Below are 22416 nucleotides of genomic sequence, written 5' to 3'. Positions count from 1 at the left end.
CGATGTCGGGCCGCGTGGCGGTGGTGCGCGATGAATTCGATTCCGCATGACGTGAGCGTGTACGCCGGGCGGTCCTCCGGGCTCATCGGGGCCCAGATCGCCGGCTACCGCGTGGAGCGGGAGATCGGCCGCGGCGGCATGGCCGTGGTCTACTGCGCCCGGGACCTGCGGCTCGACCGTACGGTGGCCCTGAAGCTGCTCGCCCCCGAGCTGGCCCGCAACGACACCTTCCGCCGCCGTTTCACCCACGAGTCACGGGTGGCGGCCGCGATCGACCACCCCCACATCGTGCCGATATTCGAGGCCGGGGAGACCGACGGTGTCCTCTACATCGCGATGCGTTACGTCTCGGGCCTCGACCTGCGGGCGCTCTTCGACCGGGACGGTCCGCTCCCCGTTCCCACCGCCCTGCGCATCGCCACCCAGGTGGCCTCCGCACTGGACGCGGCGCACGACCACGACCTGGTGCACCGCGACGTGAAACCGGGGAACGTGCTCGTCGCCAAGGGCACCGACAGCGAGCACCCCGAGCACGTCTACCTCACGGATTTCGGCCTGACGAAGAAGTCGCTGTCGCTGACCGGGTTCACCACCGTCGGCGAGTTCGTCGGCACCCTGGACTACGTGGCGCCCGAGCAGATCTCCGGGCGCCCGGTGGACGGCCGCTGCGATCTGTACAGCCTGGCCTGCGTCGTCTACGAGAGCCTGACCGGTGGCCTGCCCTTCGAGCGCGAGGAGGACATGGCCCTGCTGTGGGCGCACCAGTACGACCAGCCGCCACCCCTCAGCGAGCGGCGGCCGGACATCCCGCCGGCCATGGACGACGTCATGGCCAAAGCGCTCGCGAAGGTCCCCGAGGACCGTTACGACTCCTGCCTGGAGTTCGTGGGTGCCCTGCGGGCGGCCGCTGCCGCGACCGCGCCGGAGGAGGGTTCCGCGCGGGGCGGTTCCCCCGACCACCAGGCGACGCGGGTGACGCCCCGGGCGCCCGTGCTCCCCACGCCCCCGGGACCGCCGCCGGACCCGCCGATGTGGGCCCGGGCGGTCTTCCGTCGTCTGCCGGGTCTGTGAACGTCAGCTGCTGGGTGCGGTGCTGGGTGCGGTGCTGGGCGCGGTGCTCGACGCGCCGCTGGGCGAGCTGTTGGGCAGCTGCTTGGGCTCGGTGGTCTCCGAGGTGTTGTTGACGAACGTGTTCCCCTTGCCCTTGAGGTCGCGGTTGGCGAGGTCGGCGGGCTTGTTGCCGCGGGCGACGTTGTCGCGGATGGTGTTCTCGGAGTTGGACGTCCCCACGACGCTGCCGAAGAGCACGATGCCGCCGGACATCGGGGACTTGCCGCTGTTGTCGCGCACGTCGTTGTCGGTCACGACGGTCTTCTCGACGCCCGTGAGCAGGATGCCCGTGCCCTGGATGAACGGGAGGCGGGCGCTGGGCGCACAGTACTTGTTGTTGCCGGTCACCGTGTTGCGGGTGACGGTCAGCGCACCGCCGCGCGGGACGCCCTCGTCGCCGACGACGAAGACACCGCCGCAGTTGCCGGTGACCTGGTTGCTCTCGACCGTGACGCCCCGCACGCGGCGCAGTCCGATGCCGATCCGGTTCTCCGTCAGTTCGTTGCCGTCGATGACGGCGCCCTGGGTGTCGAGCGCACCGCCCTCGGTGTCCATGGAGTTGGCGAGGAAGATGCCGGAATCGCCGTTGTTGCGGGCGGTGTTGTCGCGGAAGACGGTGCGGACGGACTTCTCCGCGAGGATGCCCTGCACCTTGTTGTCCCGTGCCGTGACGCGGACGACCTGCAGGCCGTCGGCCTGCGTCGCGTGGATGCCGGCCTTCTTGAACCCGGCGACCGTCAGCGACTCCAGCGTCACGTCGGACGCCTTCTTCTGCGCCGTACCGGTGACGCAGATGCCCTCGCCCGCCTTGGCGCAGGCGTTCTCCTTGCCCTTCGTGCTCGGGGAGATGACGGTGCCCGTGCCCGCTCCGCGCAGCGTCAGCCGCGGCGTGCTGATCTGGACGCTCTCGTGGTAGGTACCGGCCGCGATGTCGATGACCTGGCCGGGCTTGGCGCGGTCCACCGCCGACTGGATGGACTCCCCCGCGCGGACGGAGATCTTCTTCTGCGCGTCCGCGGACTGCGAGGCCGTGGGCTGCGACTCGCCGCCGCACGCGACCGCGCCCCCCACGATGGTCGCCGTGGCGGCCGCCGCGACGACGGCCCTGCGGGACCGACAGAGCTTCATGTGTGTGCACCTGCTTTCCGTGACATGTGATCAGCCGAAAACAGACGCTATGGACGGATCTGACACCTCGCCACTCCAGAGCCTGCGGCATGCGGGCGACGGGGCCCTGATCGGCCGGTGGCCCCCGGGCTCACGGGGGTGCCGGGTCCGGTGGCCGGAATCGACCCGGTACGGCTGATGGGGTGGCCGCGGCCGCATCAGGGCCCGGGCCCCGGGCAGGCGCATCGTCATGGGAACACTGAAACGATGGGAACGGGTGATCGAGCGCTGGGAACAGGTGCTGGTGGCGAAGCTGATCCACCGTGAGCCGGTGGAACTGGTGGACGCCCTGCGCCGGGAGTGCGACGAACGGGCGGTGGTGTGCAGTTCGAGCCGCGTGGTGGTGCCGAACGTGTACACGGTGGAGCTGGCCGACGCTCCGCACCGGGAGCTGATCCCGCATCGGGCCCGCGTGGGGGAGGCCCTGACGGATTCGCTGCTGCGCCACGCCGACCGGCGCGGCTACGAGTGGGCCGGCCCGGTCACCGTGCGCATCGTCCGGTCCGCCGAGGTGCCCAACGGGCGCTACCGGGTGAGCAGCAGGCCCATGAACCGGATCCGCGCGGACGCGCTCGCCCGGATCGCGCCCCGGTGGTCGTGAGCCACGGTGGCGCGGTCAGCGGGCGACGCCCTCCGAGGGGGTGAACTCCACGCCCTCCGGCGGGAGCACGGTGCCGGCGTCGTCGACGAAGGCGACGCTGACCGGGCGGCCCTCGTCCGCCGAGCGCCGCAGGTGGCTCGGCCCCCGCGCGGGGGTCCGGTGCGTGTCGCCCCACTGCTGGAGCGCCGCGAGGATCAGCCGCAGCTCCTCGCCCGCCGGTGTCAGGTGGTAGCTGTACCGGGTCCGGCTGCCCGGCTCCCGGTACGGCCGCTTCTCCATGATCCCCTCGTCCACGAGCGAGCCCAGGCGCCCGGTCAGCAGATCGGGCGCGATGCCGAGCTCCCGGCGGAAGTCCGCGAAGCGCGTCACGCCCCGGATCGCCGCCTCACGCAGGACGAGCAGCGTCCACTTGTCGCCGACGACCTCGAGGGTCCGGGCGATCGAGCAGACGGTCTCCTCCTTGCCGGTGGCGTTGCCGGTGGCCTTGGCGCTGGACATGCCACCAATGTACCTCTGGATTGACATTTCCAATTCAGCTGCTGGTGCGGCGTGTGCCGGTCAGCGGGCAGCCGGTGCGGGCAGGCCCGGGTAGAGCAGTTCGAGTCCGCCGGACAGGGCGGCCCGGACGCCGCGGCTCCGGTCGTCGACGACGACCTCCAGCGCCCGCTGCTCGATGCCGTCCAGAGCCAGGCCCGCCACCCATGCGGGGTCCACCTTGTCGGAGGGGTCGACGTAGGCGGCCATCTCGGTGTCCATGTAGCCCACGTGGAGCGCGGTGACGTCGATGCCGGACGGGGCGAGCTCCTGCCGGAGGACGTTGGTCATCGCCAGTTCGGCGGCCTTGGCCGCGCTGTAGCCGCCGTATGCCGGGAGGTGGATCCAGGACAGGATGGACAGGACGTTGAGGACGGCTCCGCCGCCGTTCGCGGCGATCACCGGCGCGAAGGCCCGCGTGACGCCCAGGGAGCCGAAGAAGTGGGTCTCCATCTCCAGGCGGATGTCGGCCATGTTCCCCTCGGCGAGCCCCACGTGGGTGCTGACGCCCGCGTTGTTGATCACGAGAGTGGCGTCGGAGGCGGTCCGGGCCGCCCGGGCGACCGACTCGGGGTCGGTGATGTCCAGCCGGAGCGGCTCCACGCCCGGCAGGTCGAGGGCGTCGGGGTTGCGGACGCCGGCGTAGACCTTGGCGGCGCCCCGGTCGAGCAGCTGGGTCGCCAGGTGACGGCCGAGGCCGCGGTTGGCGCCGGTCACGACGGCGACGGAGTTCTTGATGTCCATGAGGAGCGCTCGTTCCGTTGGGCTGAGTAGGTATATCCAATCTAGGTCAGCTGGATTCTGAAAAGCAACTCAGATGGGAAATGGCCTTGCCCCGGAGCCGCGGTTGCCGTTGGCTGGGCGGTGTGACCGAACTGAGCACCGAACGCCTGATCCTCCGCCGCTGGCAGGACCGCGACCTCGCGCCCTGGGCGGCGATGAACGCCGACCCCGAGGTGCGGGAGCATCTGGGGGAGCCGCTGACCCGGGAGCAGAGCGACGCGTCCGTGGCCCGGTTCCTGGCCGAATTCGACGAGCGCGGCTACGGCTGGTGGGCGGTCGAGATCCGGGCGACCGGCGGGTTCGCCGGCTTCGCGGGCCTGGACCGGGTGGACGACGGCCTGCCGTTCACGGGAGTGGAGATCGGCTGGCGCCTCGCGCGTGCGGCCTGGGGCAAGGGCTACGCCACCGAGGCCGCCCTGGCCGTCCTGGCCTTCGGCTTCGGCACCCTCGGGCTCGATGAGATCCTCGCGGTGACGACGGCCGGGAACCTCCGCTCCCAGGCCGTCATGCGCCGCATCGGCATGACCCGCGACCCCGCCGGCGACTTCGAGGACCCCACCGCCCCCGAAGGGCCGCTGCGCCCCAACGTGCTGTACCGGATCACGGCGGGCGCCCCGGTCCAGGCGCCCTGACATGACCGCCGGAGGCGGCGCGCAGCGCACGGGCGGCGCCGCGGACGCCGGAGGACGGATACGGATGACGAGGTGGCGGCGGTTCGAGGCCCCGGGGGCCGGGAGGACCGAGTACCGGGAGATCCGTCAGGAGGGGATCCGCTGCTTCCTGCGCTGGGGCTCCGTCGGTGCGAACGGCAAGGGGAGCACCTCGACGCTCGACGACGAGGAGCACGCCCGGCGCCACGCCGCGCGCAAGGCCGGCGAGTGGCTGCGGAAGGGTTTCGTGGAGGTCGACCCGCCGGAGGACGACGCCGGACCCGACCCGGAGGCGAAGGTCCTCGACGTGCTGAGGGCGGGCGCCCGCCCGCACGCCCGGCCGCACGCCCCGGCCCTGGAGTACCTGCCGGTCGAGGGCTTCGAGCAGGTGTACCGCCATGTGCTCGCGCCGGGGCGGCCGGCGGGTTTCCACGAGTACGTGGTCCTGCGCGACGACGGACGCAGCGCCGTCCGCTTCGCCGTGCGGTCCGACCGGAGTGACGCCGCAGCCGTGTCCGCCTTCCTGGACTTCGTCCGTACCCGTCGCGACCTGCCCTTCGACGGGCGCTCCCACCACAAGGTGCCGCTGCCGGAGCCGGTCGGGGCGTTCAGCCACGCGCTGTTGTGCGCACCGGCCCTCGGACGGGGCTGCGTCGCCTACCCCGCCATCGCCGACCGCGTCGCCGCGGCCTTCCCGGTCTTCGACTGCGAGATCGGTGACGCGGATCCCGAGGTCCTGGTCGACGCGCGGATCCACGGGCACGGCTCGCTGCCGTACGCCGACTGGGCCCGCCGGCCACAACCGGTCGTGGACCTCCGCTTCGACGTCCAGCCGTCCCACTACCGGCGGACACGGACGTTCAAGGTGTTCGGCGCCGCCGATCTCGAGGCCCTCCTGGCGGCACTGCCGGGTGCGGACCCCGGCAGCTGGCTGGAAGTGCGCTCCTTCCGCGGCGAGATCCGGCGCTTCACACCCGCCGAGGTCCCGTCCCTCGCGGAGGTGACGGCCTTCCTGCACGGCTGAGGCGGCCCCGAGTGGTGACCTCGCCCGCCTGCGCAAGACTGGGAACCTGAGGACCGGAACGTGATGGGACGGTCATGGGCACTTGGGCATCGCGGGAACGCGGCGAAGAGCGCGAGGAGCCGGCGGGGCGCACGGCGGCGCGGATGGTGATCGACGCCCATGGCACGGTCGTTGCATGGAGCCCGGAGGCGGAACGCCTCCTCGGCCGCCCGGCGGGCGACGTGCTCGGCCGGCCCGCGCTGGACCTGCTCGCCCCCGCCCCCGGCACCGCCGACGCCGGATCCGGCGCGTGCGCCGGGCCCGGATGCGTCCTCCTCCGGCACCGTGACGGGCGGACGGTGGCCTGCCGGCCGAGCCTGCGGGCCGTGCGCGACGACGGGACGGGCCCGCGCCTGACCTTCGACCTGCTGACCGGGGTGTCGGGCCTCTCCCCGGACGTCGACCGCGCCCTCCTGGAGGCACTGTTCACCCGCTCGCCCATCGGGCTGTTCGTGCTGGACCCGCAGCTCAGGCTGATGCGGTTCAACCCGGCGGCGGAGGGGATGCAGGACCACCGCTCGCAGCTCGCCCTGGGGCGGCGGCCCACCGAGGCGTGGCCCGACTTCAGCGCGGAGCTCGCCGAGCGCGTGATGAACAGGGTGCTCAGGACCGGAGAGGCCGCGATCTCGTTCGAGAAGCGCGGCCGTCCGCCCGGCGATCCCGCCAGGGAGCACGTCTACTCGGCGTCCGCCTTCCGGCTCGAGTCGGAGGACGGCCGCATCCTCGGCGTGGCCGACGCCGTCGTCGACGTCACGGAACGCCACCTCGCCGAGGCGCGCCTGGCCCTGATGGCCGAGGCGGGACGGAGGATCGGCACCACCCTGGACCCGATCCGCACGGCGCAGGAACTGGCCGAGGTGGGTGTCCCGGTACTCGCCGACTGCGTGAACGTCGACCTGCTGGCCCCCCTCCTCGGCGGCGAGGAGATGGCGGCGGGGCCGGTCGCGGACGACACCGGGCTGCGGCGCGCCGCCACCTCCGCCCGCTGCGGCCAGACCGGGGCGTACACCACGGGTGCGGTCAGCACCCACCTGGTGGGCTCGCCCGCCCTGCAGGTGCTCGCCGACCACGAGCCGCGCCTCGTTCCCCGGCTCAGCCAGGACAGCACGTGGATCGGTGACGACCCCGTACGGGGCGGCAGGATGCTGGAGGAGCGGGTGCACTCCCTGATGGTGGTGCCGCTGCTGGTCCGCGACTGCGTGCTGGGCCTCGTCACCTTCCACCGGTGGGACCCGGAGCTGGGCCCCTTCGACGACGACGACCTCACGCTCGCCGTCGACCTCGCCGGCCGCGGCGCGATGGCGCTGGACAACGCCCACCGCTACGTGCGCGAACGCAACGCCGTCCTCGCCCTGCAGCGCGGCATGCTGCCCCAGCGGCTGCCCGCGCCCAGCGCCGTGGAGTGGGCCCACCACCTGGTGCGTTCCGGTGCCGGCGGCGACTGGACGGAGGTCATCCCGCTGCCCGGCGCACGCGTGGCCCTCGTCAGCGGCAGCACCCCCGGCCGTGGCATGCGCACCGCCGCCACCATGGGCCGGCTCCGGGCGGCCGTGCACACCCTTGCCAACCTGGACCAGGCCCCCGACGAGGTCCTGGCCCGCCTGGACGACCTGGTGCGCAACCTCGCCCAGGAGCACGAGGGCGCGGGCTCGGCCTCCCCGGTCGGGGCCACCTGCCTGTACATGGTCTACGACCCCGTGACCCGGCAGAGCACCATGGCCTCGGCGGGCCATCCGCCGCCGGCGGTCGTCCACCCCGACCACACCGTTCGGATCCCGGACGCCCCCGCGGGCGAACCGCTCGGCCGCCCCGGGCCGTCCTTCGAGATGGCCACCCTGGAACTGCCCGAGGGATGCATGCTGGTGCTCCGCACCCCCGGGCTCCTGCAGAGCCACCCGGCGGGGACCGGTCGGGCGGAGTTCGAGCGGCTGCTGGCCACGCCCTGCGACTCCCCCCAGGACATGAGCCTGCTGCTCACGGACGCCCTGGTCCCCGCGGACCCGGACCACGACGCCTCTGTGCTCGTGGCCCGCCCCCGGCCGCTCGGCCCCGATTCCGTCGCCACCTGGGACCTGCCGTGCGACCCCGCCGCCGTGGCCACCGCACGGACGCTGACGACGCGTCAGCTCGCGGCGTGGGCCCTGCACGAGAAGTGCTTCGCCACCGAACTCATCGTCAGTGAACTGGTCACCAACGCCATCCGGTACGCGACACCGCCCATCCAGCTCCGGCTCATCCGCGACCGGGCGCTGACCTGCGAGGTCTCCGACACCAGCAGCGCCGCACCCTTCCTGCGCCACGCCCGCACCACCGACGAGGGCGGCCGCGGCCTGCTGCTGGTCTCCCAGTTCGCCGAGCGCTGGGGCACCCGCTACCGGGAGCGCGGCAAGACCATCTGGACCGAGCAGACCCTCGCCGTCTAGCCTCGTGCGGAGCCGGTCCTGAATTCTCGTGGGCGGCGGAACGGACGTCCCCGGTGAAATCCCCGGATGGCGAGACGTTTTTTGCGCCCGCTTTTTCGCCGCGTTCCCCCGGATACGTACAGTGCCGCGACGAGCTGGGCGTTCGCCCTGCTCTTCCTTGATCGGCGCCGCCTATCAAGCAAAAGGAACGGCCTCTTTGACGGGCCGGTGAAGCGGGTCTAGCTTTTCTGCGGATCGGTATTCGCGGCGGTTTCCGCGGTGTCGGAAGCCGGGAAGGCAGGGCAGGCATGAGCGCTCTGGAGGACCCAACGGACGAGCACCTGGAGATCACCTCGCCCAAGACCTGGGCGACCGGTCTCCCCGCGGTCACGCACGCACTGCGGTACTCACTGAGCCAGACCTCGCCCCGCCGGACCATGCTGACCCTGCTGAACGTCAACCAGGCCAAGGGCATCGACTGCCCCGGCTGTGCCTGGCCCGAGGCGGCGCCCGGCAAGCGGCACATGAACGAGTACTGCGAGAACGGCGCCAAGCACATCAACGACGAGGCGACGTCGCACCGCGTGCGGCGGGAGTTCTTCGAGCAGTACACCGTCGAGGAGTTGGGACGTAAGTCCGACTACTGGCTCAACCAGCAGGGCAGACTGACCGAACCGATGGTCAAGCGGCCCGGGTCGGAGCACTACGAGCCCATCGCCTGGGACGAGGCCATCGCCCTGATGGCCGAGGAGCTGCGCGCCCTGGACTCCCCGGACGAGGCCCTGTTCTACACCTCCGGGCGGGTGGGCAACGAGGCCGCCTTCCTCCTCCAGCTCTTCGCCCGCGCCTACGGCACCAACAACCTGCCGGACTGCAGCAACATGTGCCACGAGTCCAGCGGCGCCGCCATGAACGAGACGCTCGGCGTCGGCAAGGGCACCGTCAGCCTCGACGACATCCACGAGGCCGACCTGATCTTCGTCGTCGGACAGAACCCCGGCACCAACCACCCGCGCATGCTGTCCGCACTGGAGGAGACCAAGCGGGGCGGCGGAAGCGTCGTCGCCGTCAACACCCTCCCCGAGGCCGGGCTGATGCGGTTCAAGCACCCGCAGAAGGCGCGCGGCGTCATCGGGCGCGGCACGGTCATCGCCGACCAGTTCCTCCACATCCGCGCGGGTGGCGACCTCGCCCTCTTCCAGGCGCTGAACCTCCTGCTCCTGGAGGCCGAGGACGCCGCTCCCGGTACGGTCCTGGACCACGACTTCATCCGCGAGCACAGCACGGGCTTCCAGGAGTTCGCCGAGCACGCGCGCAAGACGTCGTGGGACGACGTGCTGACGGCCACCGGCCTGACGCGTGAGGAGATCGAGCAGGTCCACGAGCGCGTCCTGGCCGCCAAGAGCGTCATCGTCTGCTGGGCCATGGGTGTCACGCAGCAGAAGCACGGTGTGCCGACCATCCGCGAGATCGTCAACTTCCTGATGCTGCGCGGCAACCTGGGCAAGCCCGGCGCCGGGGCGTGCCCGGTGCGTGGCCACAGCAACGTCCAGGGCGACCGCACCATGGGCATCTGGGAGAAGATGCCGCAGAGCTTCCTCGACTCCCTGGGACGGGAGTTCGGCTTCACACCCCCCGTCAAGCACGGCCACGACTCCGTCGACGCCATCCGTGCCATGCGCGACGGCGAGGCGAAGTTCTTCCTCGGGGTGGCGGGGAACTTCGTCCGGGCGACCCCCGACAGCGACGTCACGGAGCGGGCGATGCGCCGCTGCCGGCTGACGGCGCACATCTCCACCAAGCTCAACCGCTCGCACACCGTGTGCGGTGACACCGCACTGATCCTGCCCACCCTGGGCCGCAGCGACCGGGACGTCCAGGCGGGCGGCGAGCAGTTCGTCACCGTCGAGGACTCCATGAGCATGGTGCACGCCTCCCGCGGCAAGCTGGCGCCCGCCTCCCCCGACCTGCTGAGCGAGGTGGCGATCATCTCCCGGCTGGCCCGGGCCACCCTCGACGATTCCCCGGCGATCGGCTGGGAGGAGTTCGAGGCCGACTACGGCACCGTCCGGGACCGGATCTCCCGGGTCGTCCCGGGGTTCGCGGACTTCAACCGGCGCGTCGCCGAACCGGGCGGCTTCCAGCTGCCGAACCCGGTGAACGCGATGACCTTCAGGACGCCGAGCGGCAAGGCCGTCTTCACCCGCAACGACTTCGAGATGCCGCGGGCGCCGAAGGGCCACCTCATCCTGCAGTCCCTGCGGTCGCACGACCAGTGGAACACCATCCCGTACGCCATGGACGACCGCTACCGCGGCATCCAGGGCGGACGCCGGGTCGTCATGGTCAACCCCGAGGACATCGCGGCGCTGGGGCTCACCGAGATGCAGATGGTGGACCTGGTGAGCATCTGGACCGACGGCAGCGAGCGCCGGGCCGAGTCCTTCCGCCTGGTGCCCTACCCCACCTCCCGGGGGTCGGCCGCCGCCTACTACCCGGAGACCAACGTCCTGGTCCCGCTGGACAGCGTCGCGGACGTCAGCAACTGCCCCACCTCCAAGGCCGTCGTCGTACGACTGGAGGCGGCGGCATGGGCCGGGTGACCGCGCGGCGGCGGGTGCTGCGGATCAGGGACGGGGTGCCCGGGCACCGCTCGGACACGCTGGCCGCCGAGGAGCCGATGGAGATCCGGGTCGGCGGCCGCGCGCTGACGGTCACCATGCGCACCCCCGGCAGCGACTTCGACCTCGCGGTGGGCTTCCTCGTCAGCGAGGGCGTCATCCACGGTCCGGACGACGTGCTGGGCATCCGCTACTGCGCAGGTGCCACGGACGACGGCGGCAACACCTACAACGTCGTCGACGTCGTCCTGGCCCCTGGCGTGCGCCTGCCCGACCTCTCCCTGGAGCGCAACTTCTACACCACCTCCTCCTGCGGTCTGTGCGGCAAGGCGAGCCTGGACGCGGTGCGGACCACGCAGCGCTGGAGCGTGGCGGGCGACGACGCGGAGATCGACTCCGAGGTGCTCTTCACCCTCCCCGACCGGCTGCGGGCGGCGCAGCGGGTCTTCGACAGCACGGGCGGGCTGCACGCCGCCGGGCTGTTCACGACGGACGGCGAGATGCTGTGCCTGCGTGAGGACGTGGGCCGTCACAACGCCGTCGACAAGGTGGTCGGCCACGCGCTGCAGGAGGGGCTGCTGCCGCTGCGGGGCACCGTGCTCATGGTCAGCGGGCGGGCGTCCTTCGAACTCGTGCAGAAGGCGGCCATGGCGGGCATCCCGGTGCTGGCCGCGGTGTCCGCGCCGTCCTCCCTCGCTGTGGACCTGGCCGAAGAGACGGGGATGACCCTGGTGGGCTTCCTGCGCGGCCGCTCGGCGAACGTGTACACCGGCGCCGAGCGGCTGCGCGTGGCCCAGCCCGTCGCCTGACGCGGAGCGTCGCCCGGCCGTGCGCGAGGGGTGCCGCCCGTCCGGGCGGCACCCGTTCCGCGCCCGGTGCCGGCGTGACCGCATCCTCGACTCGCCGCGCACGGCACTCACCGGTTCACTGGGAACACGGGCGCTCCGGGCACTTCGCGGAGGCGGGCGCCGTCGGCCCGCCGGGAGCGACTTGGTATACAGCTCGGAACCCGGGAACAGGTCCGACGCGTCTCCCGGCCGGTGGAATCCTGAGAGGTGCTCAGCCGTGCTCTTCCGGCAGCTCGAATACCTGGTGGCCCTGGCGCAGGAGGGGCATTTCGCCCGTGCCGCGCAGAGCTGCGGGGTGTCCCAGCCCTCGTTGTCCGAGGGCATCCGCAAGCTGGAGGAGGAGATGCGGGTCCCGCTGATCCAGCGGGACCGGCGGTTCGACGGCCTCACCGCCGAGGGCGAGCGCGTCGTGGTGTGGGCGCGGCAGATCCTGGCCGACCGGGATGCCATGGAGGGCGAGGTCGCCGCCATGCGCACCGGACTGAGCGGCCGCATCCGCATCGGCGTCGTGCCCAGCGCGGCCACCGCCGTGCCGCGCCTGGTCGACCCGTTGTGCACGCGGCACCCGCTGCTCACCGCGCACATCGTGAACGACCTGACGTCGAGTGACATCCTCACGATGCTCAGGGACTTCACCCTCGACGCCGCCGTCACCTACCTGGACGACGAGGTGCGTGCCGCCTTTCGCACCGTGCCGCTGTACCGGGAGAAGTACGCACTGCTCACCGACGCCTCGTGGGCCCCGGCCGGCGGCGCCACGGCGACCTGGGCGGAGGCGGCGGCCCTGCCACTGTGCCTGCTCACCTCGACCATGCGGGGACGGCGCACCATGGACGCCCTCTTCGCCGCGGCCGGGGCCGAACCGACGGCGAGGGTGGAGACCGACTCGTTCGCCTCGCTGATCGCCCACGTCGTGCCCGGGCGATGGGCCGGGATCGCCCCTCTGGCGTGGATCCATGCCCTGGGAGTGCCGCCCGGGGTGCGGGCGGTCCCGATGGTGGAGCCCGCCCGGGCTGCCGAGATAGGGCTGGTCGCCTTCCGCCGCGATCCCGAGTCCGTGATGGTGCAGGCGCTGGTCGCCACCGCGCAGCACGCCGACCTCAAGCCGCTGGAGTCGCTTCCCCGGATGCAGTGAGGCCGGGGATCGCGGCCGACGACGCCCGGCGGCGGGAGCGCGGACGCACGTCCCCGTGCCCCCGCGAGTCCCGGTCCGCCCTGGGACTGCCGGCCTAGGACGTGACCCCGGTCGTGGTCCCGGCGGGGCGGAGCCACACGGTGGTGTCCGCGGGCACCGAGCGGCCGTCGAGCGGGGTGCTGGCCAGCAGCACCTCGTCCCCCTCCGCGAGGGCCAGGGGATCCGGGCCGAAGTTGGTCAGGCACCGCAGCCCCGGCGCGCGGTCGAAGGCGAACCAGGAACCGTCCGCGGGCCCCTGCGGAACCGGCGCCGCCTCCGCCGGGACCGGCGCGGCGCGGCGCAGCCGCAGCGCGGAGCGGTACAGGGCGAGCATCGAGGCGGGGTCGTCTTCCTGGGCCCGGACCGTCAGGTCCGCCCAGTCGTCGGGCTGCGGGAACCAGCAGGCCTCGGCGGGGGCGCTGCTGAAACCGTAAGGAGCCGCCGGGCCCTCCCAGGGCAGCGGCACCCGGCAGCCGTCGCGGCCGCGCTCGCGGTGGCCGGAACGCTCCCAGAGGGGATCACGCAGCCGCTCGTCCGGCACGTGGGCCTGCGGCAGCCCCAGTTCCTCGCCCTGGTAGACGTACGCGGCGCCGGGCAGCGCGAGCATGAGCAGCGCGGCGGCCCGGGCACGGCGCCGGCCGCGCTGCCCGCCGCCGTAGCGGGTGACCGGGCGGACCGCGTCGTGGCTGGACAGGACCCAGGTGACCGGTGCCCCGACGGCCCGCATCGACGCGACGGACCGCCCGATGACCGCGCGCATCTCCCTCCCGTCCCAAGGGGACTCCAGGAAGGCGAAGTTGAAGGCCTGCTGCATCTCGCCGGGGCTGACGTACCGGGCCAGCCGGGCCGGTTCGAACACGGCGGCCTCGGCCACCATCACGCGCTGCCCCGGGGGGACCGCGCCGGGCGGTGCCGGATGGGTGTCCAGCAGCCGACGCCAGGAACGGAACAGCGGGTGCAGTTCCTCCTGGTCGTGGTACGGCAGCAGGTGGTTGCGCAGGACGTCCTGGTGCTGCCCGGGTCCGGCGTCGGGCAGGCCCGGGGCCTTGAAGAGGGTGTGGGCCACGTCGATGCGGAAACCGTCGACGCCGCGGTCGAGCCAGTGCCGCAGGATCCGCTCGAAGTCGGCGACGACCTCCGGCCGGCGCCAGTTGAGGTCCGGCTGCTCGGGCGCGTGCAGATGCAGGTACCACTCGCCCGGGCCGCCGTCCGGTGCGGGCACACGGGTCCACGCCGGACCCCCGAACGCGGACTCCCAGTCGTTCGGGGGGAGTTCACCGTCCGCGCCGCGTCCGGTGCGGAAGAGGTAGCGGTCCCTCGCCGCGCTCCCCGGGCCGGCCGCGAGCGCCTCCCGGAACCAGGGGTGCGTGTCGGAGGTGTGGTTGGGGACGAGGTCGATCAGGACCCGCAGCCCCAGGCCGTGGGCGCGCGCGACGAAGGCGTCGAAGTCCGCGTCGGTGCCGAGGTCGGGGGCGACGGCGGTGTGGTCGGCGATGTCGTAGCCGCCGTCGGCCAGCGGGGACGGGTAGAACGGGGTGATCCACACCGCGTCCGCCCCCAGCCGGGCCACGTGGTCCAGGCGGGCGGCGGCGCCGGCGAGGTCGCCGACGCCGTCCCCGTCGCCGTCGGCGAACGCGCGCGGGTGGATCTCGTAGCAGACCGCGTCCCGCCACCAGGGCGTGTCCGGTGCGGGAATGGTGGTGCTCACGGTGCTCCTCATGCTCCTGTCGGGCCGGACGGGACCGGCAGGGTGCGGCCGGTCTCCGCGGAACGCGTGGCGGCCTCGGCCACCGCGACCGCGGTCCGCCCGGACCGCGCGTCGGCCACCGGGGTGCCGCCCTCGGTCGCGCAGCGCAGCAGGTCGGTGAAGGCGGCGCGCACGCTCTCGGCGTACACGTGCTGCTTGCGCGCCTCTCCGCCCAGGTCGACCACGCAGGTCACCCGGTGCGGGACGCTCCGCTCCGCACCGCGGCCGCGGGCGGGCGCCGCCGGTCCCGCGTCGCGTTCCACCGTGACGGTGATCCGCTCCTCGCCGTGCGGCCGCAGCCCCGGTACGGCCAGCAGCGCGGCGGCACGCGAGGGCAGGTCCTCCCAGCGGCGGGCGCCCTGCTCGTCCGTCCAGGCCGTGACCGTCGCGTGGGTCGGGATCCAGCCGGTGACCCGGGCCTCGGCGAATCCGTAGTCCAGGCGCATCAACTGCCGTTCGGCGCGATGGGCGTGGGTGAAGGAATGGGTGTGGGTGGCGACGGCGCCGCCGGGGTGGGTGGCGGTGGCCACGACGATGTCGACCGGGCCGCCCTCGCGGCGCACGGCCGTGCCGTGCACCTCGACGGGCTCGCTGCCCATGAGGGCGCGGGCGGCGTCGAAGAAGTGCACGCCGTGCTCGACGTGGATGCCGCCGCTGTGGGCGGGGTCCCAGAACCAGTGGCCGGGGCCCAGGTCCTCGTCGGCGGCGTCGTTCTCGAAGGCGAAGCGCACCAGCGGGTCCAGCAGCCCTTCCTCACGCAGCCGCTCGAGCATCCGCAGGACGGGGTTGTAGCGCAGGACGTGGTCGACGACGAGGACGCCGGCGGAGCGTTCGGCCTCGGCCTCCACCCGCAGGGCGTCCTCCAGCGTCACGGCCAGCGGCTTCTCGCAGAACACGTGCCGGCCCGCGCGCAGCGCGCCGACGGCGAGTTCCGCGTGGGTGGCCGGGGGAGTGGCGATCGCCACGACGTCCACCCCGCGCAGGCCGGCCAGCGCCGCGGCGTCGGCGGCGACGGTGGCGCCGTGCCGCCGCGCGAGGGCGGCGGCACGGTCACCGTCGGGGTCGGCGCACGCCACGACGCGTACGCCGGGCAGGTCGGCCACGGCGTCCAGCAGGTAGGCGCCGAACGCGCCGCAGCCGGCCAGGCCCAGACCGAGCGTGGTCACTCGGCACGGTCCAGGCGGGCGACGCCGATGTGGGCGTCGGCCATGCCGTAGAAGACGTAGCGCACGCCGTCGATCTCCTCGATCGCGGTCGGGAAGACGACGTTCGGCACGGTGCCGGAACGCTCCTCCTCCGTCTCCGGCTCCATGAGAGGCTCGTCGGTGCGGGCCAGGATCCGGGCCGGGTCCTGCGGGTCGAGGATCATGGCGCCCGCCGCGTAGCTGACCTTCTGCTGCTGGGCGAAGGGGTCGTCGATGGTGCCGGACACGCCGTGGTGGATGAGCAGCCAGCCCTCCTCGACGCGGATCGGTGCCGGGCCGGCGCCGATCTTGAGCTCTTCCCAGGGGTGCTCGGACAGCGCGACCAGACGGTGGTCACGGGGGCGGGCCAGGGCGCTGAGGTCCTTCTCCACCTCGGCCACCGGGACGTAGGAGATCCAGATGCCGGGGCGCTCGTCGGTCACGCCGGCCGGCAGGTGGACGCCCTCCCCTGGACGGAACCAGCCCAGGTCCCACATCGGGCGGTGCAGCATGGCGAAGGCGGGCTCGCCGTCCGGGCCCGGGACGGGCTCGGGGAAGTGCACCACGTCCTTGTTCGGGAAGAGGTTGAGGTCGGTGTCGAGGTCGGCCTGGTAGGCGAACTGGATCGGGCCCAGGCGCTCCCAGGTGACCAGGTCCTTCGAGACGGCCAGCGCCGGCTTGGGGCCGAGCGGGCCGTAGGCGACGTACGACATGACGTGCAGCCCGAGCGCCTCGATCCACGTCGTGCGCGGGTCCTCCACGCCGGCGTTGTTCTTGCCGCGCTCCCAGCCGGCGTCGGGGGCGAGGACGACGCCGCGGCGCTCGACGCCGGTGGGCACGCCGTCCTCGATCACGACCTCGGCCAGGCCCACGCGGGAGACGTTGCCCTCCGCGACGAGGCGGGGCAGCAGGTGCAGGGTGCCGTCCGGGGTACGGCCGGACGCGGGGTTGAGCACGCCCTCGGCTTCGTTGGCCTCGCCGGCCAGCGGCGACATCACGACGCCGACGCGGGTCAGGCGGTAGGGCACGGAACTGCTGGAGCCGGTGGTACGGGCGGTGCTGGTGGTGCGGTCGTTCACGGCGAGTTCAGCCCTTCGTGGCGGAATCGAGGTCGGTGGAGGTGAAGCGGCTCTGGAAGACGAGGTAGAGGGCCACCGCGGGCGCGGCCAGTACGCAGGCACCGGCGAGGATGGCGCCGAACGGGTTGGCGGCGGCGGAGGAGACCGTGCTGATGTAGTTGGCCAGGGACACCGCCAGCGGCTGCATGTCCTGCTCCTTGGTGACCAGGAACGGCCACAGGAACTCGTTCCACGGCCCTGTGAAGCTCAGCAGCACCACGGAGGCGAGCGCCGGCCTGCACAGCGGGATCGCGATCCGGAACAGGATCTGCAGCTCGCCCGCGCCGTCGATGCGCGCGGCCTCGAACATCGCCTGCGGCAGCTGCAGGAAGAACTGCCGGAAGATGAAGACCGCGCTGGTGTTGATCGCGAACGGCAGGATGATCCCGATGTAGGAGTCGGCCAGGCCGTAGTCGCGGACGATCAGCACGTACAGCGGGATCATCAGCAGCTGGAACGGGATGACCTGCACCAGCAGCACCAGGGCGAAGGTGGAGCCCTTGCCCCGGAAGTGGAGCCGGGCCAGGGCGTACCCCGCCAGCAGGCCGAAGACGGTGGTGCAGACGATGACGCCGCCGGTGAAGATCCCGGAGTTGATCAGGGAACGGCCGAGCGAGATGGCCGAGTTGATCTCCGCGTAGTTGTGCAGGGAGAGGTTCCCCGGTTGCGGGAAGGCGCCGGCGGGGCTGCTGTCCGGCTCGCGCTGCAGGGAGCCGATGAGCATGTAGTAGAAGGGGAAGAGGAAGGCGAAGGCCCCGGTGAGCAGGGCCAGCCGCGACAGGATCCGGCGGGCGCGCGAGTGCGTGTGCGGCCTGTGGTGCGCCGAGCGGCGCGGGAGCGAGGGGGCGTGTGCGTCGGCCATGTCAGTCCCTCTCCAGCAGACGGCGGTAGAGGAGGGAGATCCCGGTGATCAGCACGACGAGGATCACGCCGATCGCCGCGGCCTCGTCCGGGTGGCCCTGCTGCAGACCGCGCTGGTACATCAGCAGCACCGGTGAGGTGGTGGCGCCGTCGGGTCCGCCGCCGCTGGTCAGCAGGTAGGGCTCGGTGAACAGGTTCGCGCCCGTCACCGTCGCCATGACCAGCACCAGCAGCGTCGCGGTGCGCACCGCAGGGACGGTGATGGACCAGAACATCCGCACCTTGCCCGCGCCGTCGAGCGCGGCCGACTCGTAGAGCTCGCCGGGCACGTTCTGCAGCGCCGACAGGTAGAGCACGATGAAGAAGCCGAGCTGCTTCCAGGCGACGAACAGCGCGATGGTCGGCATCGCGAGGTGCGAGTTGACCAGCCACGACGGGTCCGGCGCGAGCGGCCCGAGCGCCTTGTTGACCAGGCCGTTGGAGTTGAACAGGAAGAGCCACACACCGACGACGGCGACGCTGGCGGTGATGTACGGGACGTAGTAGGCGGTGCGGAAGAACGTGCGCGCCCGCAGCTTGGAGTTGAGGGCGGTGGCGAGCACGAGCGACGCCGCCACCGTCAGCGGCACGTTGATGACCAGGAAGACCGCGATGTTGCCGAAGGAACGCCACACGGCCGGATCGGTCAGGACGGCCGTGTAGTTGGCCAGCCCCACGAAGGGACGGTCCACCTGGGCGCCCGGCGCGGCGAAGAAGTAGTCGTGGAAGGAGATCCACACCGCGAAGCCGAGCGGGTACAGGAAGATCGCGGCCAGGTAGATCAGGTACGGGGAGACGAAGGCCAGGCCGATCGGCTGCCGGCCCGCGAACCGCAGCCGGCGCGGCCGCGGCTCGCGGTCGGCCCGGGGGCGGGCCCCGCCCCGGGCGGACCCGGGGCGGAGGACGTCATGGTGCGTGGAGGACATGGCCGTGACTCACTGCTTCGCCAGGCCGTCGACCTTGCCCGCGGCCTCGCGGAAGGCGCTCTCGACGTCGCCCTTCCCGAAGATCACGGACTTGGTGTAGGCGTCGCGGAACGTCTGCCAGATCTCGACGGAGTTCGGCACGTTCGGGGCCTCGACGGTGCGGTCGGCCTGCTCGGCGAAGGTCTTGTAGTCCGGGTGCGAGGCGAAGTAGTCGGGGAACGCGGCCTGGAGGTCCTGCCGCATCGGCATCTGGCCGGTGGCCTCCAGCAGCTTGCCGTCCTGCTCCTTGCTGGTGGCGAACTTCAGCACGTCCCAGGCCGTGCCCTTGTTCTTGCACGCGGTGAACATGCCGATGGACTTCTCGTCGCTGAAGGTGCCCTTGGCCTCGATGCCGGTCGCGGTGGGCACCGGCACGGCGCCCCACTTGACCTTGTCGCCGTAGACGGAGACGGCCCACGGGCCGACGATCGCCATGGCGGACTTGCCGTCGGCGAAGGAGTCCCCGTTGTACTGCTCGTTGGGGGCCAGGTGGTCCGCGTACAACGTCTTCCAGAACTCGGCGGCCTTGACGCCGTCGGGCGAGGCGAACTGGGCCTTGCCGTCCTCGACGAGCTGCTTGCCGGTCTGGGCCGCGAAGAGCGGGTAGAAGTCGAACCAGGACTGGTAGAACTCGGAGGTGGGCGCCGGCCAGATGGCGGCGTGCGCACCGCCCTTCACCAGGGCACGCGAGGTGGTCAGGAAGTCCTGGTAGGTGGAGAGCTTGGGGTGCTCGGGGTCGAGCCCGGCCTTCTTGAACAGGTCCTTGTTGTAGAAGATCATGACGGGGTTGCTCTTCCAGGGCATCTGGTAGTGCTTGCCGTCGGGCGACGCGTACTGCGAGAGCCGGTCGCCGGTCCGCGCCTTGAGGTACGCCTCCCCACCCGGGAAGTCGTCCAGGGCCACCAGGCCGCCCTGCTTCTGGAAGCCGGGCACGGCCGCGGGGGCGGTGTTGAGGATCAGGCACGGGGCGTTGCCCGCCGTGATGGCCGCGCCGATGACCTCCTCGGAGCTCTTGCCCGCCGGTATCTCCTGCGCCTTCACCTTCTCGTCGGGGTGGGCGGAGTTCCAGGACGCGACCATGCTCTTGCCCCAGGCGACCTCCTGGGCGTTGTTGGAGTACCAGACCGTGATCGGCCCGTGGGCGGCGTCGCCGCCCCCGGCGGAGTCCGACCCGCCGCTGCCGCACGCCGCGAGGGGCACGGTCAGGGCGACGGCCGAGAGGACGGTCAGGAGGGTTTTCTTCATTGCGGTGGCTCCGGGTTCTCAAGGGGTGGGGAGAGGCCGTTCCGGGGCGTCGTCCTGCCTCGGTGACGGCCCTCCGGGGAGCGGAGAACGTCGTGGGCGCGTCGGGCGCGCGTTCAGGGGCGTGCGGTTCCGGCGGGAGCCGGGCCCGTGGAGCCGCGCACCATGAGCGCGGCCGGGTCCAGTTCCACGTGCGGGGTGGTGCCCTGCTCGATCGTCTCGATCAGGGCGAGTGCGGCGGCGCGGCCCCAGGTGGCGGCGTCGGCACGGCAGGTGGTGAGCGAGGGTCTGGTCCAGGAGGCCAGCGGTACGTCGTCGAAGCCGACCACCGACAGGTCGTCGGGCAGCCGCAGGCCGGCCTCCTGCGCGACCGCCATGCCGGCGGTGGCAGACAGGTCGTTGGCGTACACGATGGCGGTGGGCCGGTCGCCCCGCGTGATCAGGGCCTGCGTCGCGAGCGCGCCGCCCTCGGCGGTGAAGCCGCCCGGCAGTACCGGGCCCGGGGGCAGGCCCGCCTCCGCGAGCGCGTCCCGCCAGGCGCCCAGCCGCCGCTGGGCGTGCAGGTACTCCTCGGGGCCCGCGACGTAGGCGATGTGGCGGTGGCCGAGTCCGACGAGGTGGTGGACGGCGCCCGCGACCACCGGCCGGTCGTCCAGGTTCACGGTGGCGATCCCCTCGACACCGTCGTCGGCGCCGACGGCCACGGCGGGCAGGCCCAGTTCCCGCAGCAGCGCGGGGCGGGGGTCGCCCACGCGCAGGTCGGTGAGGAACACCCCGTCCACGCGCTGGTCGTCCACCAGGCGGCGGTAGGTGTCCATCTCGTTGCGGGGGCCCGTCACGTGCAGCATGAGGCCGTCACCGGACTCGGATATGACGGACTCGATGCCCGCCATGAAGGCCGGGTAGAAGGGGTCGGTGCCGATCAGGTCGGGCTCGCGGGTCAGGACCAGGCCGACGGCCCTGGCCCGCCCGGTCGACAGCGCGCGGGCGCTGCGGCTCGGCGTCCAGCCCAGCTTCTCGGCCGCCGCGCGGACCCGTTCCTGGGTCGCGGCGGCCACGCCGGGGCGGTCGTTGAGGACGAAGGAGACCGTCGCCCTGGACACACCCGCCAGCTGGGCGACATCGGCGATCGTGGGGCGTCTGGCCATGCGGACTCTCCGTGTACGGCGGCGGAAGGGCGCCACATCCGCATCCGCGGGTCCCGTCGGCCGGCGTACCCCGAGGGGCACACCGTCCGGCGGCACCTTCGGCGCCGGAGGCAGCACGTTCTTGCACTCGCATACCGGGGCAACCAACGCGAAAGGCTCTCGTCACCTCGCGTTTGAACCGGTTTAAACGAGCGATGTGAGGAACCATGAACCTCGGGGGGCGGAGTGTCAAGGGCCTACTCTCAGTTGGGGAGTTATGTGTGGTAAATGAGACGATAGGTCCGAAATGTCGCCGCGGTGCACCGTCACCACGCAGGGAGCGAGCTGTGACAGTGCGTCACGGCCCCTGCGGGGGTGCCGGTAGGGCGCGGCGTGCTGCTAGCGTCTGCCCAACCCGGCCGCGGGCGGCGGACGGAGACGACGACGGAGACGGATGTGTTCCCGGACACGGTCCTGCGCACCGAACGGCTCTTCCTGCGCCCGTTCACCCCGGACGACGCCCAAGACACCCGGGCCAGCTGTGAGGACCCCCACACCCAGCGGTGGCTGCCCCTGCCCCGCCCCTACACGCTCGACGACGCGACGGCCTGGTGTACGACGGTCTCGCACGCCCTGCGCGAGTCCGGCGACGGCATCCACTTCGCCGTCACCGAAGCGGACGGCGGGCGGTTGGTGGGCACCGTCGGCCTGAAACGGACCGACTGGCGGGCACTGACGAGCGAGGTCGGTTACTGGGTCTCCCCCTGGGCGAGGGGACGCGGCATCGCCACGGAGGCGACCCGGGTCCTCGCGACCTGGCTGCTGGCCGAACAGGGCTTCCAGCGCCTGGAACTCCGCGCGGCGACGGGCAACACCGCCTCCCAGCGCGTTGCCGCGAAGGCCGGCCTGCGCCGTGAAGGCGTCCTGCGCAACGCGGGGTTCGTGCACACCGGCCGCGTCGACCTCGTCGTGTTCTCCCTGGTGCCGGGGGACTTGGCGGGCGCCGTTGGTGGATGATCGGGGCAGGGGCGTAATGGGACGCGGGCTGGACGCGATTGAGCGATGTGCCGCGAGCGCATCATCAGGCGGTGAACGGGGGCGACGAGTTCACCTCGCCCGGGTCACCGCAGGCGAAGTTCGCTGCCCGGACGAACGGCTCGACGTAGACCTGGACTTCAAT

Annotated in this window: 19 protein-coding genes; 9 read left to right on the top strand and 10 right to left on the bottom strand. The window is 72.3% G+C overall.

Translation table 11 applies throughout. The features are described from left to right. Nucleotides 1–30: 30 nt before the first annotated feature. Nucleotides 31–1071 carry a serine/threonine-protein kinase gene (locus ABZ312_RS07385; protein ID WP_500324797.1) on the top strand — a complete coding sequence of 347 codons (1041 nt, stop codon included), beginning with the start codon at nt 31–33 and terminating at the stop codon, nt 1069–1071. Nucleotides 1072–1074: 3 nt separating this feature from the next. Here ABZ312_RS07385 and ABZ312_RS07380 read toward each other — a convergent pair whose 3' ends face one another. Next, nucleotides 1075–2238, bottom strand: coding sequence for a right-handed parallel beta-helix repeat-containing protein (locus ABZ312_RS07380; RefSeq protein ID WP_500356615.1), 1164 nt, complete (start codon nt 2236–2238; stop codon nt 1075–1077). Between the two features lie 229 nt (nt 2239–2467). On the opposite strand from ABZ312_RS07380, the gene ABZ312_RS07375 reads away from it, so the two are divergent. Beyond that, nucleotides 2468–2878 (top strand): DUF3662 domain-containing protein, encoded by a 411-nt coding sequence (locus tag ABZ312_RS07375; protein WP_500436746.1) that lies wholly within the window; start codon nt 2468–2470, stop codon nt 2876–2878. Between the two features lie 15 nt (nt 2879–2893). On the opposite strand, the gene ABZ312_RS07370 is transcribed toward ABZ312_RS07375, so the two are convergent. Continuing rightward, entirely contained in the window at nt 2894–3376 is a 483-nt protein-coding gene (locus ABZ312_RS07370) for a winged helix-turn-helix transcriptional regulator (RefSeq protein ID WP_500324802.1), read from the bottom strand. Nucleotides 3377–3436: 60 nt separating this feature from the next. Beyond that, complete coding sequence (locus tag ABZ312_RS07365) at nt 3437–4156, bottom strand: SDR family oxidoreductase (protein ID WP_500436744.1); 720 nt, start codon at nt 4154–4156, stop codon at nt 3437–3439. A 122-nt stretch (nt 4157–4278) separates the two neighbouring features. Between ABZ312_RS07365 and ABZ312_RS07360 the strand changes: the two genes are divergently transcribed. The 6 genes from ABZ312_RS07360 (at nt 4279) to ABZ312_RS07335 (ending at nt 12914) form a co-directional block, all read left to right on the top strand. Continuing rightward, nucleotides 4279–4827 (top strand): GNAT family N-acetyltransferase, encoded by a 549-nt coding sequence (locus ABZ312_RS07360; protein WP_500324806.1) that lies wholly within the window; start codon nt 4279–4281, stop codon nt 4825–4827. 64 nt (nt 4828–4891) lie between these two features. After that, entirely contained in the window at nt 4892–5869 is a 978-nt protein-coding gene (locus tag ABZ312_RS07355) for a WGR domain-containing protein (protein WP_500324808.1), read from the top strand. A 74-nt stretch (nt 5870–5943) separates the two neighbouring features. Further along, entirely contained in the window at nt 5944–8331 is a 2388-nt protein-coding gene (locus tag ABZ312_RS07350; protein ID WP_500436742.1) for a SpoIIE family protein phosphatase, read from the top strand. 287 nt (nt 8332–8618) lie between these two features. Then, nucleotides 8619–10913, top strand: coding sequence for an FdhF/YdeP family oxidoreductase (locus ABZ312_RS07345; protein WP_500436740.1), 2295 nt, complete (start codon nt 8619–8621; stop codon nt 10911–10913). Beyond that, entirely contained in the window at nt 10901–11740 is an 840-nt protein-coding gene (gene fdhD / locus ABZ312_RS07340; RefSeq protein ID WP_500436738.1) for a formate dehydrogenase accessory sulfurtransferase FdhD, read from the top strand. The genes ABZ312_RS07345 and fdhD overlap by 13 nt, the downstream gene beginning before the upstream one ends. A gap of 256 nt (nt 11741–11996) precedes the next feature. Then, nucleotides 11997–12914: a LysR family transcriptional regulator gene (locus ABZ312_RS07335; RefSeq protein WP_500324814.1), complete on the top strand. Its 918-nt coding sequence runs from the start codon at nt 11997–11999 to the stop codon at nt 12912–12914. A gap of 94 nt (nt 12915–13008) precedes the next feature. Here ABZ312_RS07335 and ABZ312_RS07330 read toward each other — a convergent pair whose 3' ends face one another. From ABZ312_RS07330 to ABZ312_RS07300, 7 genes are all read right to left on the bottom strand, one after another. Next, the gene (locus ABZ312_RS07330) at nt 13009–14673 is read right to left on the bottom strand and encodes a glycoside hydrolase family 13 protein (RefSeq protein WP_500324815.1); all 1665 of its coding nucleotides are present in this window, start codon (nt 14671–14673) and stop codon (nt 13009–13011) included. Continuing rightward, a complete protein-coding gene (locus ABZ312_RS07325) occupies nt 14670–15866 on the bottom strand; it encodes a Gfo/Idh/MocA family protein (protein ID WP_500324816.1) in 1197 nt (398 codons plus the stop codon). Before ABZ312_RS07325 ends, ABZ312_RS07330 begins: the two co-directional genes overlap by 4 nt. Continuing rightward, a complete protein-coding gene (locus ABZ312_RS07320; protein ID WP_500324916.1) occupies nt 15863–16879 on the bottom strand; it encodes a glycoside hydrolase family 130 protein in 1017 nt (338 codons plus the stop codon). Before ABZ312_RS07320 ends, ABZ312_RS07325 begins: the two co-directional genes overlap by 4 nt. A gap of 91 nt (nt 16880–16970) precedes the next feature. Continuing rightward, nucleotides 16971–17864, bottom strand: coding sequence for a carbohydrate ABC transporter permease (locus ABZ312_RS07315; RefSeq protein ID WP_500324817.1), 894 nt, complete (start codon nt 17862–17864; stop codon nt 16971–16973). Nucleotide 17865: 1 nt separating this feature from the next. Next, nucleotides 17866–18828 (bottom strand): carbohydrate ABC transporter permease, encoded by a 963-nt coding sequence (locus tag ABZ312_RS07310; protein WP_499515940.1) that lies wholly within the window; start codon nt 18826–18828, stop codon nt 17866–17868. A gap of 9 nt (nt 18829–18837) precedes the next feature. Continuing rightward, nucleotides 18838–20112: an extracellular solute-binding protein gene (locus ABZ312_RS07305; RefSeq protein WP_500436736.1), complete on the bottom strand. Its 1275-nt coding sequence runs from the start codon at nt 20110–20112 to the stop codon at nt 18838–18840. A 113-nt stretch (nt 20113–20225) separates the two neighbouring features. Further along, nucleotides 20226–21257, bottom strand: coding sequence for a LacI family DNA-binding transcriptional regulator (locus ABZ312_RS07300; RefSeq protein ID WP_500324821.1), 1032 nt, complete (start codon nt 21255–21257; stop codon nt 20226–20228). Between the two features lie 435 nt (nt 21258–21692). On the opposite strand from ABZ312_RS07300, the gene ABZ312_RS07295 reads away from it, so the two are divergent. Continuing rightward, nucleotides 21693–22253, top strand: a complete 561-nt coding sequence (locus tag ABZ312_RS07295) for a GNAT family N-acetyltransferase (RefSeq protein WP_500324823.1) — start codon at nt 21693–21695, stop codon at nt 22251–22253. Nucleotides 22254–22416: the final 163 nt, after the last annotated feature.

Source organism: Streptomyces sp. NPDC006207, assembly GCF_040613835.1.
In the GTDB taxonomy this organism is placed as follows: domain Bacteria; phylum Actinomycetota; class Actinomycetes; order Streptomycetales; family Streptomycetaceae; genus Actinacidiphila.
Note: the sequence above shows the minus strand (reverse complement) of the source record. Positions and strands in the feature narration are given on the sequence as shown.